16 protein-coding genes are annotated in these 14,509 nt (G+C 67.6%); 8 read left to right on the forward strand and 8 right to left on the reverse strand.

Annotation, left to right across the window (positions count from 1 at the left end):
- Positions 1-5 precede the first annotated feature (5 nt).
- The 4 genes from AC3A35_RS17005 to gloA all read left to right on the forward strand — a co-directional run bounded on the left by AC3A35_RS17005 (position 6) and on the right by gloA (position 2,709).
- Positions 6-782, forward strand: a complete 777-nt coding sequence (locus AC3A35_RS17005) for an EI24 domain-containing protein (protein ID WP_487437380.1) — start codon at positions 6-8, stop codon at positions 780-782.
- Complete coding sequence (locus AC3A35_RS17010; RefSeq protein WP_487437381.1) at positions 779-1,528, forward strand: competence/damage-inducible protein A; 750 nt, start codon at positions 779-781, stop codon at positions 1,526-1,528. The genes AC3A35_RS17005 and AC3A35_RS17010 overlap by 4 nt, the downstream gene beginning before the upstream one ends.
- Before the next feature lie 83 nt (positions 1,529-1,611).
- A complete protein-coding gene (locus tag AC3A35_RS17015) occupies positions 1,612-2,316 on the forward strand; it encodes a M48 family metallopeptidase (protein ID WP_487437491.1) in 705 nt (234 codons plus the stop codon).
- 3 nt (positions 2,317-2,319) lie between these two features.
- The gene (gloA, locus tag AC3A35_RS17020; protein WP_487437382.1) at positions 2,320-2,709 is read left to right on the forward strand and encodes a lactoylglutathione lyase; all 390 of its coding nucleotides are present in this window, start codon (positions 2,320-2,322) and stop codon (positions 2,707-2,709) included.
- Between the two features lie 101 nt (positions 2,710-2,810).
- Here gloA and AC3A35_RS17025 read toward each other — a convergent pair whose 3' ends face one another.
- From AC3A35_RS17025 to rsxA, 8 genes are all read right to left on the reverse strand, one after another.
- Positions 2,811-3,848 carry an HD domain-containing phosphohydrolase gene (locus AC3A35_RS17025; protein WP_487437383.1) on the reverse strand — a complete coding sequence of 346 codons (1,038 nt, stop codon included), beginning with the start codon at positions 3,846-3,848 and terminating at the stop codon, positions 2,811-2,813.
- Positions 3,849-3,917: 69 nt separating this feature from the next.
- Entirely contained in the window at positions 3,918-4,193 is a 276-nt protein-coding gene (locus tag AC3A35_RS17030; protein WP_487437384.1) for an RnfH family protein, read from the reverse strand.
- Between the two features lie 12 nt (positions 4,194-4,205).
- Complete coding sequence (locus AC3A35_RS17035) at positions 4,206-4,937, reverse strand: electron transport complex subunit E (protein WP_487437385.1); 732 nt, start codon at positions 4,935-4,937, stop codon at positions 4,206-4,208.
- Positions 4,934-5,596: an electron transport complex subunit RsxG gene (gene rsxG / locus AC3A35_RS17040; protein ID WP_487437386.1), complete on the reverse strand. Its 663-nt coding sequence runs from the start codon at positions 5,594-5,596 to the stop codon at positions 4,934-4,936. The genes AC3A35_RS17035 and rsxG overlap by 4 nt, the downstream gene beginning before the upstream one ends.
- Positions 5,597-5,615: 19 nt before the next feature.
- On the reverse strand, positions 5,616-6,671 hold the full coding sequence (locus AC3A35_RS17045) for an RnfABCDGE type electron transport complex subunit D (protein ID WP_487437387.1): 1,056 nt from the start codon (positions 6,669-6,671) through the stop codon (positions 5,616-5,618).
- Positions 6,668-8,224 (reverse strand): electron transport complex subunit RsxC, encoded by a 1,557-nt coding sequence (gene rsxC / locus AC3A35_RS17050; protein WP_487437388.1) that lies wholly within the window; start codon positions 8,222-8,224, stop codon positions 6,668-6,670. The genes AC3A35_RS17045 and rsxC overlap by 4 nt, the downstream gene beginning before the upstream one ends.
- A 7-nt stretch (positions 8,225-8,231) precedes the next feature.
- The gene (locus tag AC3A35_RS17055) at positions 8,232-8,759 is read right to left on the reverse strand and encodes an RnfABCDGE type electron transport complex subunit B (protein WP_487437389.1); all 528 of its coding nucleotides are present in this window, start codon (positions 8,757-8,759) and stop codon (positions 8,232-8,234) included.
- Between the two features lie 28 nt (positions 8,760-8,787).
- Positions 8,788-9,369 (reverse strand): electron transport complex subunit RsxA, encoded by a 582-nt coding sequence (rsxA, locus tag AC3A35_RS17060; RefSeq protein WP_487437390.1) that lies wholly within the window; start codon positions 9,367-9,369, stop codon positions 8,788-8,790.
- Positions 9,370-9,685: 316 nt separating this feature from the next.
- Between rsxA and nifL the strand changes: the two genes are divergently transcribed.
- The 4 genes from nifL (at position 9,686) to AC3A35_RS17080 (ending at position 14,371) form a co-directional block, all read left to right on the forward strand.
- A complete protein-coding gene (gene nifL, locus AC3A35_RS17065; protein ID WP_487437391.1) occupies positions 9,686-11,245 on the forward strand; it encodes a nitrogen fixation negative regulator NifL in 1,560 nt (519 codons plus the stop codon).
- Complete coding sequence (gene nifA / locus AC3A35_RS17070; protein ID WP_487437392.1) at positions 11,242-12,792, forward strand: nif-specific transcriptional activator NifA; 1,551 nt, start codon at positions 11,242-11,244, stop codon at positions 12,790-12,792. Before nifL ends, nifA begins: the two co-directional genes overlap by 4 nt.
- Before the next feature lie 196 nt (positions 12,793-12,988).
- Positions 12,989-13,387, forward strand: a complete 399-nt coding sequence (locus AC3A35_RS17075; RefSeq protein ID WP_487437393.1) for a PA2779 family protein — start codon at positions 12,989-12,991, stop codon at positions 13,385-13,387.
- A gap of 15 nt (positions 13,388-13,402) precedes the next feature.
- Positions 13,403-14,371 (forward strand): PA2778 family cysteine peptidase, encoded by a 969-nt coding sequence (locus AC3A35_RS17080; protein ID WP_487437394.1) that lies wholly within the window; start codon positions 13,403-13,405, stop codon positions 14,369-14,371.
- The last annotated feature ends 138 nt before the right edge of the window (positions 14,372-14,509 follow it).

The raw sequence follows: 14,509 nt of genomic DNA on the forward strand, positions 1-14,509 counted from the left end.
CCATCATGCGTGACATCGTTCTTGCTTTTGGTCGCTCGCTGCGCAGTCTGCTGCGCGCAGACATCTTCTGGCATCTGATCTGGCCGGGGCTGGCGGCCGCGGTGTTGTGGACGGTTGCCGCGGTGTTGTCGTGGGCCGCGATCATCGACGGAATCATGGGGTGGCTCGGCGGGCTGACCTGGATCGGCAGCTGGCTCGAGGGCTCGGAAGTGGCGGCAGGCGTGATGCTGATCCTGGTCAAGATCGCGGTCTTCCTCGCCTTTATCCCGCTGATCTACGTGACCGCCGCCGTCCTGGTCGCCGTCGTGGCCCTGCCGCTGATGCTCGAGCGCGTGGCCAGACGCGACTACGCCGATCTCGAACAGCGGCTCGGCGGCTCGACCGTCGGCAGTGCCTGGAATGCGCTGGTGGCCACGGCGTGGTTCCTGGGCGGCTTGATCCTGTCGCTGCCGTTCTGGCTGATTCCGGGCGTCGGGCTGATCGTGTCGGTGCTGCTCACCGGCTGGCTCAATCAGCGCGCCTTCGGCTACGACGCCCTGATGCTGCATGCCGATCGCGAGGAGTTCGCACGACTGCGCGATGAACGGCGCATGCCGATGCTGGTGCTTGGCGGCAGCACCGCGATGCTGGCCTACATACCGTTCGTGAATCTGGTGGCCCCGGCCTTTGCCGGACTGGCCTTCGTCCATTTCATGCTCGAATCCCTGCGTCGCGAACGCGCCACCCGCGGGGTGATGCTGCTCGACCCCGCGCCCTCCAATCTTCCCCGGATCAGCGAATGAGCTTCGGTGTCCTCATCATCGGTGACGAAATTCTCTCCGGTCGTCGCAGCGACAAGCATCTGGCCAGGATCATCGAAATGCTCGCTGCGCGCGGCCTCAAGCTCGGCTGGGCGCGTTATGTCGGTGACGAGCCGTCCGGACTGATCGCAACCCTGCGCCAGACCTTCGCCACCGGCGATGTGGTGTTCTGCTTCGGCGGCATCGGCGCCACTCCGGACGATCACACCCGCCAGAGCGCGGCTGCGGCGCTCGGCGTCGACATCGCCCTCCATCCCGCGGCCGAAGCCGAGATCCGCGCCCGCTTCGGCGCCGAGATCACCACGGAACGGCTGCAGATGGGGATGTTCCCGGTTGGCAGCGAGATCATCCCCAATCCGTACAACCGCGTTCCGGGGTTCTCAATCCGTGAGCACTTCTTCGTGCCCGGCTTTCCGGTCATGGCATGGCCGATGGTCGAGTGGGTGCTCGACACCCGTTACGCCCATCTGCACCACGTCGAGGATTACGTCGAGCACGCGATTACTGTTTGGGACGCGTACGAGGGACAGTTGATCGGCCTGATGCGCGAACTCACCGCGGACTTCCCCGATGCCACCCTGTTCAGCCTGCCGACCATTGCCGGCGCGGGGCAGCGCCGTTCGATCGAACTGGGCATGAAGGGCGCCGAAGGCCGCGTCGCCGAGGCGATGCTGCGACTCAAGGCGGGCGTGGATGCGCAGGGTTTCGCGTGGGAAGACAAGGTCTGAGCGGCAGCACCGTGCGACGCGCCGTGCGGCCTGCTGCGCGGGCCGCGGTCGAAGTCGGGCATCGGATTGCGATCGATGGCCGGATGGTGGACCTGGTGCTGCGCCAGTCGGCACGGCGCTCGTTCGCGCTGATGGTGGATCACCGCGGCCCTCGGGTTGCGGTACCGCACGGAACCTCGCTCCAGGCCGTCGATCGTTTCGTTCTCGGACATGGAAAGTGGCTGCTGGAACGGCTTGCGGCTCAGCAGGCGCGCCCGCTACCGGCCCGGCTGGTAGCGAGCGACGGCGCTCAATTTCCGCTGTTCGGCAAGGCGGCCCGGCTGCGCACCGGCATGGGCGGACGCCGGCCGCAGTGGCGGATCGCCGTCGACGGTGTGGACGAACTCTGGCTGCCCGCGGCGGCGGCCACCCCGCTGTTGCTGCGCGCCCTGCGTGCGCGCGCGCTCGAGTGGTTCCGCGGGCGGGTGGAGGAGTACTGCCATCACCTGGGTGCTCCGAGGCCGGAGGTAAGGCTCTCGTCGGCCCGCACGCGCTGGGGGAGTTGCAGCCTGCGCAGCGGGATCCGCCTGCACTGGCGGCTGATCCATCTCGAGCCGGCGTTGATCGACTACGTCGTCGCCCACGAAGTCGCGCACCTGCGTGAAATGAATCATTCGCCGCGCTTCTGGTCTGTGGTCGGACAGCTCTATCCGGACTGGCAGGCGGCGCGTCGGCGTCTGCGCGCGCAGGGGGCGATGCTGCCGGTGATCGACGACAATGATGGCAAACCGATCGAACAAGAGGACTGAACCATGAGAATGCTCCATACGATGTTGCGCGTCGGCGATCTCGACCGCGCGCTGGCCTTCTATACCGAAGTCCTCGGCATGCGCCTGCTGCGGCGCAACGACTACCCGGACGGAAAATTCACCCTCGCCTTCGTTGGCTACCAGGACGAGAGCGAAGGCGCGGTGCTCGAACTCACCCATAACTGGGGTGTGGACCACTACGAACCCGGTACCGCCTACGGCCATATCGCACTCGAGGTGAGCGATGCGAAGAAGGCCTGTGAGGACATTCGGGCCCGTGGCGGCAAGGTGGTGCGCGAGGCCGGGCCGATGAAGCACGGATCCACGGTGATTGCGTTCGTCGAGGACCCGGACGGGTACAAGATCGAGTTGATCGAGCGCAAGGCCCACTGAGGTTCGGGCAGGGGGTGTCCGTCGGCGCAGGTCGGCGCTCCGCACGGCGGAGTGTTGTCTGTACGCCGCCCGGCGCGACGGACGTCACCGCCGGACGGGGATCACCACCGGTCCTGGAAGCGCTTGTGAATCTCGACGACGTCCTTCCAGGCGCGAAGAAAGGCGTCGATGCAGTCCGGATCGAAATGCGTGCCGCGGCCGATGCGCAGCAGGGAGATCGCCTGTTCCATCGGCCATGCACGCTTGTACGGTCGCTCGGAGGTTAATGCATCGAACACGTCGGCCACGGCGACGATGCGCCCTTCGAGCGGGATGTCGGTGCCCGACAAGCCATTCGGGTAACCGCTGCCATCGAATTTTTCGTGATGGCTGAGTGCGATCACCGCACCCACCTGCACCACCCGGGATGCCGAGTCCTTGAGGATGTCGTGGCCGATCACGGGATGCCGCTTCATGACCGCGAACTCCTCGTGGGTCAACCGCCCCGCCTTCAGCAGAATGTAGTCGGGGATCCCCAGTTTGCCCACGTCGTGCATCGGTGCGGCTTGCAGGATCGCTGCCACGTGGCCTTCATCCTGCCCGAGGCGGCGTGCGATCAGCGCCGAATAGTGCGCCATGCGCTGGATGTGGGCACCGGTTTCCGGGTCGCGGAATTCTGCGGCGCGTGCCAGACGGGTGATCGTCTCGCGCTCGCGATCCTGGATCTCGGCAGTGGCGACCCGTACCGCTTCGGCCAGGGAGGCGGCCCGATCGAGGGTCGCCAGGTGGGCCTGACGCAGCTTCAGCATATTGCGCACCCGTGGCTCGAACTCGTGCGGGTCGATCGGCTTGGTCAGAAAATCGTTCGCACCGCACTCCAGCGCCTCGTAACGGGTACGGCGCTCATGGCTCGCGGTGACCATCAGGATGGGCAGGTCGTCATGGTCGCGGCGGGCGCGAATCCGCCGGATGAACTCCAGCCCGTCGACGCCCGGCATCATGTAGTCGACGATGATCAGATCGGGCTCGTTGTCCGCGCACCAGGCCAGCGCCGCCACCGGATCGGCGAAACACATTGCCTGGCAGCCGCCCACACGGCCCACCAGCATGTCCATCAGCGTCAGATTAAGCGGAGTATCATCGACGATGACGACAAGCATGGCCGGCTCGCTGCATTGCAATGAGCCCAGTATCCCCCAGGCTGGCGCCGAGTTCCAGTGCGCTGTTTCTCAGTCGTCATCCTCCATTCCGCCCCGGCGTGGCACCTGGGTGGGGTCGCAGGTGATCGGACGGTAGATTTCCACCCGGTCGCCGGCCTGCAGCGGGGCGTCGAGCTTCACCAGTCTGCCGAAAACCCCCACCTTCTGTTCGGCCAGGTTGATCTGGGGATACAGCGCCAGGACTCCGGAGTGTTCGATCGCATCCTGCACGGTGGCGTCGTCCGCGACGTCGGTGCGCAGCCAGCAGTGCTGGGCGCCATCGGAATAGGCTACGCCGACTCTCATCCTTGCTCTCCTTCAGGCGGTCACGCTGTCGGCCGCAACTGTCGCGGGCGGACCCGGACGGCGGGCATGGCGGGCTTCCAGGTGGCGCTGCAGAGCCATCAGAAAGCCGAGGGCGAGGAAACCGCCCGGCGGCAGGATCATCATCAGAAAGCCCTTGTAGTCGGGAATGACCGTCAACTCGAGGAAGCGGAACGACTCGCCCAGCAGCAGGCTGGCGCTGGCGAACAGGGTGCCGCTGCCGAGCACTTCGCGCGTGCCGCCCAGCACGACCAGGGCGAGCGTGAAGCCGAGGCCCATCGCGATGCCGTCGGCAGCGGCGGCGACGACCGGCTGACGCGAAGCAAAGGCCTCGGCGCGGCCGAGGATCGCGCAGTTGACCACGATCAGCGCAATGAACAGGCCCAGGACCTTGTGCAGGTCATGCAGCCAGGCGTTCAGACTCATGTCCACGAGGGTCACCAGCGTTGCGATCAGCACGATGAAGGTCGGAATCCGCACACTGGGACTCACCCACTTGCGAATTGCCGCGACGATGCAGTTCGACAGCACCAGGACGGCGGTGGTGGCGAGGCCCATGCCCAGCCCGTTGGTCGCGGTGCTCGTCACCGCCATCAGCGGGCACAGCGCCAGCATCTGCGTGAACACGACATTCTGGCGCCACAGGCCGTCCCGGAAGATGTCGGCGAATGGCGTCCCCGGGGTGGCCGGAGGAGGGACCTGGGTCTCTTTGTCGGGGGGATTCATCGGGTTTGCTCCTGTTCTCGGATTGCCATCCGGGCGTCCTCGCCCAGCATCGCACCACGGTTGCCGGCGAACAGTTCGAGGCCACCCCGCACCGCGGTGACCACTGCGCGTGGCGTGATCGTCGCCCCGGCGAACTGATCGAAGTCGCCGCCATCCTTCTTTACCGCCCAGCGCGACGCGGGCGGGGTAGTCAGCGACTTGCCCGCAAAGTCATGCACCCACGGGTGCTTGGCCACCTCGATCTTGTCGCCCAGGCCGGGGGTTTCGGTGTGCCGGGTGACGCGTACGCCGAGCAGGCGACCGTCGCGATCGACCCCCATCACGATCTGGATCGGACCGGCATAGCCCTTGGCGACGACCGGAAAGATCACGCCCTGGATCTGACCGGCGCGACGGGCCTGATGCACCGTCAGCGAGCGCCCGCCGTCGACGGACAGGGTCACGGTGTCGGCGAGTAGATCGTTGTCGGCGAAATCCGGCGGCAGGACCTGTGCCAGCGACATGGCCATGTCCTTCGCGGCGGCCTCGGCGATCGCCGGACTGGTGTTCTGGTGGGCGAGGGCAAGGGCGGCGCTGGCGGTAAGGGCAACGATACCGAGCGAAACACCCTGGTACCACAGGGCGTCGAGCGGCGGGCGGCGGGGCGGGTTCGTGCTCATGGCGGGCAGGCTCTGACGGTTACGGTGCGGTCAGCGAACGGCCGTCGCGGCGGCGGCCGAAGATGCGCGGTCGCGTCGCGCGGTCGATCAGGGGCGCGGCAGCGTTCATCAGCATTACGGCAAAGGCGACACCTTCGGGATAGGCGCCCCAGGTCCTGATCACCCAGGTGAGCAGCCCGCAACCGAGGCCGAAGATCCATTGCCCGAGCGGTGTGCTCGGCGAGGTGACATAGTCGGTGGCGATGAAGAAGGCGCCGAGCATCACGCCGCCGGCCAGTACGTGCGCCAGTGGCGGCAGGTAGTGGTCGGGGGCGAGGAAATGGGCCAGCGCGGCGGGCAGGACCACGCCGAGCAGGAAGGCCGCCGGAATGCGGATGCCGATCACGCGTTTCAGCACCAAGAACAGGCCGCCGCCGGCAAGCAGCAGCGTGCCGGTCTCGCCCAGGCTGCCTGCGCGCGCGCCGAGTCCGAAGGCGAACGGGTCCCAGTGTCCGGTGAGCGCCTGCGACAGCGTGATCCCGCGTGACGCTTCCGCCTTGACATGTCCCAGCAGCGAGGCGCTGGTGATCGCATCGGGCGCTGTGCTGCCGAAGGTGAGCGCCAACCCGGCCAGCGGCTCGAGTCCGCTGGCGAGGTTTGCCGCATGCGGCGCAACCCACTGGGTCATTTCCACCGGGAACGAGATCAGCAGCATCACGCGCGCCGCCATCGCCGGGTTGAACAGGTTCTGCCCGAGCCCGCCGAAGGCGTGTTTGCAGACCGCGACGGCAAACACCGCGCCCACCGCGCCGATCCACCACGGCGCCCAGGGCGGCAGCGACAGCGCGAGCAGCCAGCCGGTGAGCATCGCCGAGCCGTCGGCAATCATCGGTGCCGCGGGACGGTCGGCGAGCCGTGCGCAGAATGCTTCGGTCCCCAGCGCGGCGAGCACGGTCACGCACCACAAGGTGATCGCCGGCCAGCCGAAATGCCAGAAGCCGGCCCCCGTCGCCGGTGCCAGCGCCAGCATGACCAGCATCATCACCCGTCCGACCGGGCGCGCGCCATGGGCGTGAGGCGAGGAAATCGGATTCATGCGGTGGTCTCCTCGGTGCTCGGGGCGGGACGGTCGGCGCTGCGGGCAGGAGCCGCCTTAGCAGCCTGCGTCGCTGCGGCCTTGGCGCGCTCGCGCTCGGCTTTGCGGCGCGCGGCGGCCTCCGCCTTCTCGCGTGCCTCGCGCTCCATGCGCGCGTCGCGCGCCTCGACCAGTTGGCGGACCGCGTCCTGTTTCATCTTGCTGCGGTCCTGCGCGGCGAGTTCGCCCTTGGCATGGTTGAAGTACTGCACCAGCGGAATCTGCGACGGGCACACATAGGAGCAGGTCCCGCAGCCGATACAGTCCTTTAGGCCGATTCCGACCGAGGCCGCGAGGTCGCCGCCATGGATCAGTGCCGCCATCTCCAGCGGCATCAGCCCGATCGGACAGGCGCCGACGCAGGAGGCGCAGCGGATGCAGGGACCGGGCTCGGGGCGGGTCGCAAGTTCGCTGGCGTCCAGCGCCAACAGGCCGCCACTGCCCTTGATCACCGGGATATCGAGCGACTGGACCGACAGCCCCATCATCGGACCGCCCATGACCCAGCGCGCGACCGGCGCGGTCGTCCCGCCGCAGAAGGCCACCAGGGCGGACAGCGGCGTGCCGATGCGCACCTCGAGATTGCGCGGGGTGCGGATCGCGCCGCCGGAGACGGTGACGATCCGGCGCGTGAGCGGTTCGCCGTAGCGGATCGCGCGATGGATGGCCGCCGCGGTGCCCACGTTCTGCACCATCACGCCGATATCGGCGGGACGTCCTTCGGCGGGGATCTCACGCCCGGTCAGCCACGAGATGAGCTGCTTTTCCGAACCCATCGGGTAGCGGCTCGGAACCATCACCACTTCGACGTCGGGCAGCCCGACGGCGGCTTCGCGCAGGGCCGCGATGGCCTCCGGCTTGTTGTTCTCGACCCCGATCAGCGCGTGTTCGCCACCGATCGCGCGCAGGATGATGCGCGCGCCGTCGATGACCTCCGGCGCACGTTCGCGCATCAGGCGGTCGTCGCAGCTCAGATAGGGTTCGCATTCGCCGCCGTTGAGGATCAACGTGGGAATGGCGGTCTTCTGGCCGAGGGCGAGCTTCACCGCTGCCGGGAACGTGGCCCCGCCCATGCCGACGATACCGGCCGCAGCCACCCGGCGGGCAATTTCGGCGGGTTCGAGCGCGAACGGGTCGTTGTTTTCGGCCGGCACGGCTTCATCGAATCCGTCGGGTTCGAGCAGGATCGCCGGGCCGCTGAGTCCCGAGGGGTGAGGGACCGGAACGTCGGCAATGCCGAGCACGAGCCCTGAGGTCGGTGCATGCAGGGGGGCCGAGATCGCCCCCTGGGCCTCGGCCAGGAGCTCGCCGCGCAGCACCCGTTGGCCGGTGCTCACCAGCGGCCGGGCGGGGGCACCGATATGCTGTGCCAGCGGCAGGATCAGGCGCGGCGGCAAGGGGAGCGCGGTGATCTCGGTGTCGGCCGCCGGATGTTTGCGACCTTCCGGGTGGATGCCCCAGCGCTGCAGCAGGCGACGGAGGGTGGAACGTGCAGGGGAAGTGGTTGACGGCATGATGTCCTCAGGCGCTAGCCGGCTTGGGCCAGACCCATGTCTGCAGCGTGACCGGCACCGGGGTCAGCTCGATGGCGCCGGTCGGGCACACTGCTTCGCATTTTGCGCACCCGGTGCAGGCTTCGCGGATCACCGAGTGGATCTGCTTGACCGCGCCGAGCACGGCGTCGGTGGGGCAGGATTTGAAGCACTTGGTACAGCCGATGCAGATTTCCTCGCGGACCTCGGCGATGTGCGGGACCTGGGTCTGCACCGCGCTTGCATCGAGGGCGACGCCGAGCCGGGCGGCCAGCGCCTCGGCGAGGGCCAGTCCGCCGGGTGGGCAGCAGGTCACCGCGGCGCTGCCATCGACGAGTGCTGCCGCGGCCCCGGCGCAGCCCGGAAAGCCGCACTGGCCACAGTTGCTGCCGGGCATCATGGCTTCGATCTCGGTTTCGAGGCCACCGCGCTCGACATGGAAGAAGCGCTCGGCCAGGCCGAGGACGAGGCCGAAAACGATGCCCAGTGCAGAAAGGCTCACGACGGCGATCAGCATGGCAGGCTCCTTGTGGTGGGTCCGTCGGTCAGTGGTTGGTCAGGCCGGAAAAGCCCATGAAGGCGAGCGACAGCAGGCCGGCGGTGATGAAGCCGATCGGCGCGCCGGCAAAGGCGTGCGGTACCCGGGCCAGCGCCAGGCGCTCGCGCAGTCCGGCAAACAGCACCATGACCATGGTGAAGCCCGCCGCGGAGCCCAGGCCGTACACCACGCTCCTGACGAAACCGGCACCCTCCTGCACATTGAGCAGGGCAACGCCGAGTACGGCGCAGTTGGTCGTGATCAGCGGCAGATAGATCCCCAGTACCTTGTACAGCTCGGGCGCATTCTTCTTGACCGCCATTTCGACGAACTGGACGGTGGCGGCAATCACCAGGATGAAGCCGAGAATGCGCAGGTAGCCGAGGTCGTAGGGCGCCAGCAGCGCGTACTCGAGCACCCAGGTCACCGCGCTGGCCAGGGTCAGCACGAAGGTGGTGGCCATCCCCATGCCGAGCGCACTGTCGACCTTGCGCGAAACCCCCATGAAGGGGCACAGGCCCAGGAATTTCACCAGCACCACGTTGTTGACCAGCGCGGTGCCCAGCAGCAGCATCAACCATTCGTTCATTGCCGACCTTCTCCGTCACATCCGGTTATCAATCCCTGCATTGCATGAGCCGTGCCACTGCATCGCGCGGCGCAAGTTCATGATTTGCGGCGCTTGTTCGGCAAATGAGGAGCGCGGGCGATGTATCGAGTGCGCCAGCTTCCGCTGCTTTGTCGCGAACCCGACAGGGGGTGGCGGCGGGAACCGGACCTGCCTGCGCGGCGCGCGGCGACCGCTTGACGGCGGTTCGTGCCATGCACCGTGGCAGTGCATCGCATTGTAGGGTTTGGCACAATGTTTGCTTTGTTCGGGGTGATTCGTCCTTCAAGAGACTGCCATGTCCGCCCTCGACCCGATTCAAACCGTTTTTGCCGATGCCGTCTTTCACGATGCAGTCGAGCAGTCGGCAATCGCGATATCGATCACCGACGCAAACGCCCGCATCCTGTACGTGAATCCGGCTTTCTGCGCGATCACCGGTTACGCGGCGTCCGAAGTTGTGGGGCACAGACAGTCGCTGCTGTCCTACAAGTCGACCCCCAAGGAGGTGTATCAGGCCTTGTGGCAGGCGCTGAAGTCGGGCCAGCCGTGGACCGGACGCCTGCTCAACCGGCGCCGCGACGGTTCGCCTTACGTGGCCGAACTCACGGTGACGCCGCTGCGTTCGTCGGCCGGGGGCGACGAGCCCACCCGCTACCTCGGCATGCATTGGGACGCCACCGAGGAGCATCGGCTGGCGCGGCAGTTGAGCAACCACAAGCAACTCATCGAATCGGTGATCTCGGTCGCGCCGATGGCGGTCGCCCTGCTCGACGTGGACGGCAAGGTGGTGCTCGATAACCCGGCCTATCGACGGGTGGTGGCGGAGATGCTGGTGAGCGAGCCGGCGCATGCGGTGATGGATGCGCTGCGCCAGAGCCTGGGTGAGGGCTTCAACCATGCGTTGGCGCATCGGCGGGCCCTGCTCAATCACGAACTGCGCTTCGACCGTGGCCCGGGCGAGCCGCGCTGGTATTCCTGCTCGGTTTCGTGGTTCGAGGAGCGGCACACCAGCCCGGATGCCTTCTATGGCGACGGCTGCTCGGACTACATGTTGCTGGTGATGCACGATATCAGTGCATCCAAGCGCCAGCAGGAGGCTTTGCGCATCGCCGCGATGCGCGCGATGTTGTCCGAGGGCGAGTTCAACCAGAGCCTGCGCGAGGCGCTGTCGGGGGCGATCTTCCAGTTGCAGGGGCCGGTCAATCTGATCACCGCGGCGGCCAACCTGCAGCGCCGGCGCAGCGGCGGCGCGGCCGGCGGCGACGCCCTGGCCAAGGCCCTGTCCGACGCCCAGAGTGCGGGCGAACAGGCGATCGCCACGCTGCAGTCGGCCATGCCCCCCGAGGCCGACGCGCCGACCGGGCTGGTCAATCTGAATGAAGTGGTGCGCGATGTGCTGATGCTGGAAACCGAGACTTTCCTCTCCGCCGGGGTCACGGTCGACTGGCATCCGGCCCACGTGCTGCCTTCGGTCAAGGGCAATCCGACCGCGCTGCGTACCCTGTTCCGGGTGCTGGTGTCGAATGCGGTCGAGGCGATGAATGTGCGCGGCTGGGCCGAGCGCAGCCTGAGTCTGACCACCGAGGTGCGCGATGGTCATGTCCGCGCCGCAGTTACCGACACCGGCCCGGGCATACCCGAAGCGCTGCGCCTGAAGGTCTTCGAACCCTTCTTCTCGACCAAGCAGACCCGCAGCGCCGGGCGTGGGGTCGGTCTTTCGCTGGCACAGGAGATCGTCAGTCGTCACCGCGGCATGCTGGAGATCGACCCGGCGCATTCCGGCGGGTGCCGTGTGCTGATCAGCTTTCCGGCGCTCAGCCACGTGCCTTCGACCGAAGCGGAGGCCTACCGATGAATGCCGCCGAATTTCCCGATCCGAGCAGCCAGCGCATCGCTTGGCTCGAGTCCTCGGTGGAGGCGCTGTATCGGGTGAGCCGGGTGTTGTCGCGTTCGCTCGAACTGCGCGAGACCCTGTCCGAGGTGTTGCGGGTGCTCGACGAGGAGTGCGGCTTCAACCGCGCCCTGGTCTCCCTCAGCGAGCCCGGTGGCGACACGATGGCCATTTCTGCCCTGCACGGCGTCGATGCGGTGATCGATCCGGACATCCGCTGGCGCGCGGGCGAGGGCGTGATCGGTACCGTGCAGCAGCGTTCGCGTCCGCTGGTGCTGCCGCGCCTGGCCGACAACCCGAACTACCTGCCCCAGCGCGGCGTGTTCGACGGTGATGCGCCCTTCATCGGGGTGCCGATCCGTGCGGCGCAGGAAACCGTCGGCGTGCTCGCCCTGCAGCCCCCGGTGGCGCTGCGCGAACGCCTCGACGATGACGCCCACTTCGCCGAGATGGTGGCCAACCTGATCGGGCAGACGGTGCGGTTGTCCTGTCAGGTGCGGCAGGAACGCCGCGATTTGTCCGAAGAGCGCGACAGCCTGCGGCGCACCGTGCGCAACCACTTCGGCTTCGACAGCATCATCGGCCACACCGCGGTGATGCGGAAGGTGTTCGACCAGGTGCGCCAGGTCGCGAAGTGGAACACCACGGTGCTGGTGCGCGGCGAGACCGGCACCGGCAAGGAGCTCATCGCCCAGGCCATCCACTACAATTCGCCGCGTGCCGCCGGCCCTTTCGTCAAGCTCAACTGTGCGGCGCTGCCGGAAAACCTGCTCGAGTCCGAACTCTTCGGCCACGAGAAGGGTGCCTTCACCGGTGCGCTCACCCAGCGCAAGGGGCGCTTCGAAACCGCCGATGCCGGCACCCTGTTCCTCGACGAGATCGGCGAGATCTCCGCGTCCTTCCAGGCCAAGCTGCTGCGCGTGTTGCAGGAGGGCGAACTGGAGCGGGTGGGCGGGGTGCGCACGCTGCGGGTCGACGTGCGGGTGATTGCGGCGACCAACCGCGACCTCGAGATGGAGGTCGACGCCGGCAAGTTCCGCGAGGACTTGTTCTACCGCCTCAACGTCATGCCCATCATGTTGCCGCCGCTGCGCGAACGGGTCGAGGACATCCCCGAGATTGCCGCCTTCCTGGTGGACAAGGTGGCAAAGATGCAGGGTCGGCCCTTGTCGATCACCGACAGTGCCTTGCGCATCCTGTTGCATCACGCCTGGCCGGGGAATGTGCGCGAGCTGGAAAACTGCATTGAGCGCGCGGCGGTGATGAGCGAAGATGGCGTGATCGATCGCGATCTGATCCTGGTCTCGGGGGTCGAGGAGCGGGTCAGTCCGATGCGCGGCGGCGCGGCGGTGGACCTCGACGACCCCGATCTCGACGAGCGCGAGCGGGTCATCGCCGCACTCGAGCAGGCCGGCTGGGTGCAGGCCAAGGCCGCGCGCCTGCTCAACATGACCCCGCGCCAGATCGCCTACCGGATCCAGACCCTCAACATCAAGGTGCGCCAGATCTAGGAGGCTGTCGCACTTGAGCGATCGTCGCGAGTCGAGTGGAACAAGCGTGGTCGTGTGCGAGTCTATTTGGAACGGTAGCCTCGCTGCCGAACCGGACACTTCCGCGACCGCCGCTCCCGTGCACCACATGGCCAGAGCGTTCGGTTGGGGGTGACCGGCCTTGCTTTGCGGCAATTCTCGTAGAAGGAGAACAAGAATGCGCCCGAATAGATTCCTATCCGTTCTCATGATTCTGTGCGTCGCCTCCAGCACGATGATCCATAGTGCACAGGCCGCGCTCATCGGTACCGAGCAGGCCGTCGCCGCGCAGACTGCCACGATTCCCCAGGGCGATGGACATGCGCGCCTCGCCCAAGCGCTCGGGCGTGCCGACGTGCAGGCCCAGCTCGAGCGGCTCGGTGTCGGCGCGGACGAGGCGAAGGCACGCGTTGCTGCGCTCAGTGACGAAGAAGCCGCCCGGCTCGCCGTGCAGATCGACAGCGCGCCGGCCGGTAGCGGCATCGTCGGCGCGCTGCTGCTGGTGTTCTTCGTGCTGCTCGCCACCGACATCCTCGGCCTGACGAAGGTCTTCCCCTTCACCCGTTCAGTGCGCTGAGCGGAGGAGGCCGGCTTGCGCGCCATCGGCGCCAAGGAGGGACGGGGGCCGGGGCGCGTCGGCGCGTTCGCCCTCATCCTGGCTATCGCGCTCCTTGCGGGCTGCGCCGTGCAGGCTCCGCGCTTGCGCGAAGCGCCCCCGGCCGGCCTGCCGCCGCGCGTCGAACTTACCGCCACGCCTTTCTTTCCGCAGCAGGACTACCTGTGCGGACCGGCGGCGCTGGCGACGGTGCTCGGCGCGGCCGGCCTGACCGTCTCGCCCGAGACGCTCGCGGCGCAGATCTTCCTGCCGGCGCGCAAGGGGACACTGCAGTTGGAGATGCTCGCCGGCGCCCGCCGCCACGGCGCGGTCGCGATCGAGATCCCCGGTACGCTGGAGGCGGTGCTGCGCGAGACCGCGGCCGGCCGGCCGGTAATAGTGCTGCAGAACCTGGGGCTGGCGTGGGCGCCGGGCTGGCATTACGCGGTTGTCGTGGGCTACGACCTGGCGCGCGGACAGGTGGTGTTGCGCTCGGGCACGACCGCGCGCGAGGTGCTCGCGCTGACGACCTTCGAACACACCTGGAAGCGGAGCGGCTTCTGGGCCTTCGTCGCGGTTCCGCCCGGACAACTGCCGGTCACCGCGACCGAGGAGGCCGCCACTCGCGCACTCGTCGCCTTCGAGCGCGGCGCCCCACCTGCGGCCGCGGTGGCTGCCTATGCCGGCGCGCTCGAACGCTGGCCGGACAACCTCACGCTGGCGATCGGACTCGGCAACGTCCGTTACGCCGCCGGCGACAAGGCCGGGGCCGAACATGCCTTTCGCGCCGCCGCCGAGCGCCATCGGAGCGCGGTGGCGCTCAATAACCTCGCCACCGTGCAACTCGAACTGGGTCGCCGCGATGAAGCGCGCGCGACGGCGCAGGCGGCGGTCGAACTCGGCGGCCCGCTGCAGGACGCCGCGCGGGCGACGCTGCGCGCGATCGAAGCGGCCGAGCCGCGCTGAGGGGGCCGCCCGGCGGGGCGGGGCGGCCGTGGCCGGCTCCGCCAGCCCATGTCCGCTTTGTTGCGAGTGCCACACCGGGGGGCTGTGAGGTATCCGACAAACAAGCGCTTGCCAATGAAAACTGTTAAGTAAAAACAG

This window comes from Azoarcus sp. Soil_N_20, from assembly GCF_057656155.1.

What these genes read in the sequence shown, in the direction of transcription:
- rsxG (WP_487437386.1), bottom strand. Translation starts at nt 5,596, where the DNA reads ATGAGCACGAACCCGCCCCGCCGCCCGCCGCTCGACGCCCTGTGGTAC.
- nifL (WP_487437391.1), top strand. Translation starts at nt 9,686, where the DNA reads ATGTCCGCCCTCGACCCGATTCAAACCGTTTTTGCCGATGCCGTCTTT.
- AC3A35_RS17075 (WP_487437393.1), top strand. Translation starts at nt 12,989, where the DNA reads ATGCGCCCGAATAGATTCCTATCCGTTCTCATGATTCTGTGCGTCGCC.
- nifA (WP_487437392.1), top strand. Translation starts at nt 11,242, where the DNA reads ATGAATGCCGCCGAATTTCCCGATCCGAGCAGCCAGCGCATCGCTTGG.
- rsxC (WP_487437388.1), bottom strand. Translation starts at nt 8,224, where the DNA reads ATGCCGTCAACCACTTCCCCTGCACGTTCCACCCTCCGTCGCCTGCTG.
- AC3A35_RS17005 (WP_487437380.1), top strand. Translation starts at nt 6, where the DNA reads ATGCGTGACATCGTTCTTGCTTTTGGTCGCTCGCTGCGCAGTCTGCTG.
- gloA (WP_487437382.1), top strand. Translation starts at nt 2,320, where the DNA reads ATGAGAATGCTCCATACGATGTTGCGCGTCGGCGATCTCGACCGCGCG.
- AC3A35_RS17010 (WP_487437381.1), top strand. Translation starts at nt 779, where the DNA reads ATGAGCTTCGGTGTCCTCATCATCGGTGACGAAATTCTCTCCGGTCGT.
- AC3A35_RS17035 (WP_487437385.1), bottom strand. Translation starts at nt 4,937, where the DNA reads ATGAATCCCCCCGACAAAGAGACCCAGGTCCCTCCTCCGGCCACCCCG.
- AC3A35_RS17030 (WP_487437384.1), bottom strand. Translation starts at nt 4,193, where the DNA reads ATGAGAGTCGGCGTAGCCTATTCCGATGGCGCCCAGCACTGCTGGCTG.
- rsxA (WP_487437390.1), bottom strand. Translation starts at nt 9,369, where the DNA reads ATGAACGAATGGTTGATGCTGCTGCTGGGCACCGCGCTGGTCAACAAC.
- AC3A35_RS17045 (WP_487437387.1), bottom strand. Translation starts at nt 6,671, where the DNA reads ATGAATCCGATTTCCTCGCCTCACGCCCATGGCGCGCGCCCGGTCGGA.
- AC3A35_RS17025 (WP_487437383.1), bottom strand. Translation starts at nt 3,848, where the DNA reads ATGCTTGTCGTCATCGTCGATGATACTCCGCTTAATCTGACGCTGATG.
- AC3A35_RS17015 (WP_487437491.1), top strand. Translation starts at nt 1,612, where the DNA reads ATGGTGGACCTGGTGCTGCGCCAGTCGGCACGGCGCTCGTTCGCGCTG.
- AC3A35_RS17055 (WP_487437389.1), bottom strand. Translation starts at nt 8,759, where the DNA reads ATGCTGATCGCCGTCGTGAGCCTTTCTGCACTGGGCATCGTTTTCGGC.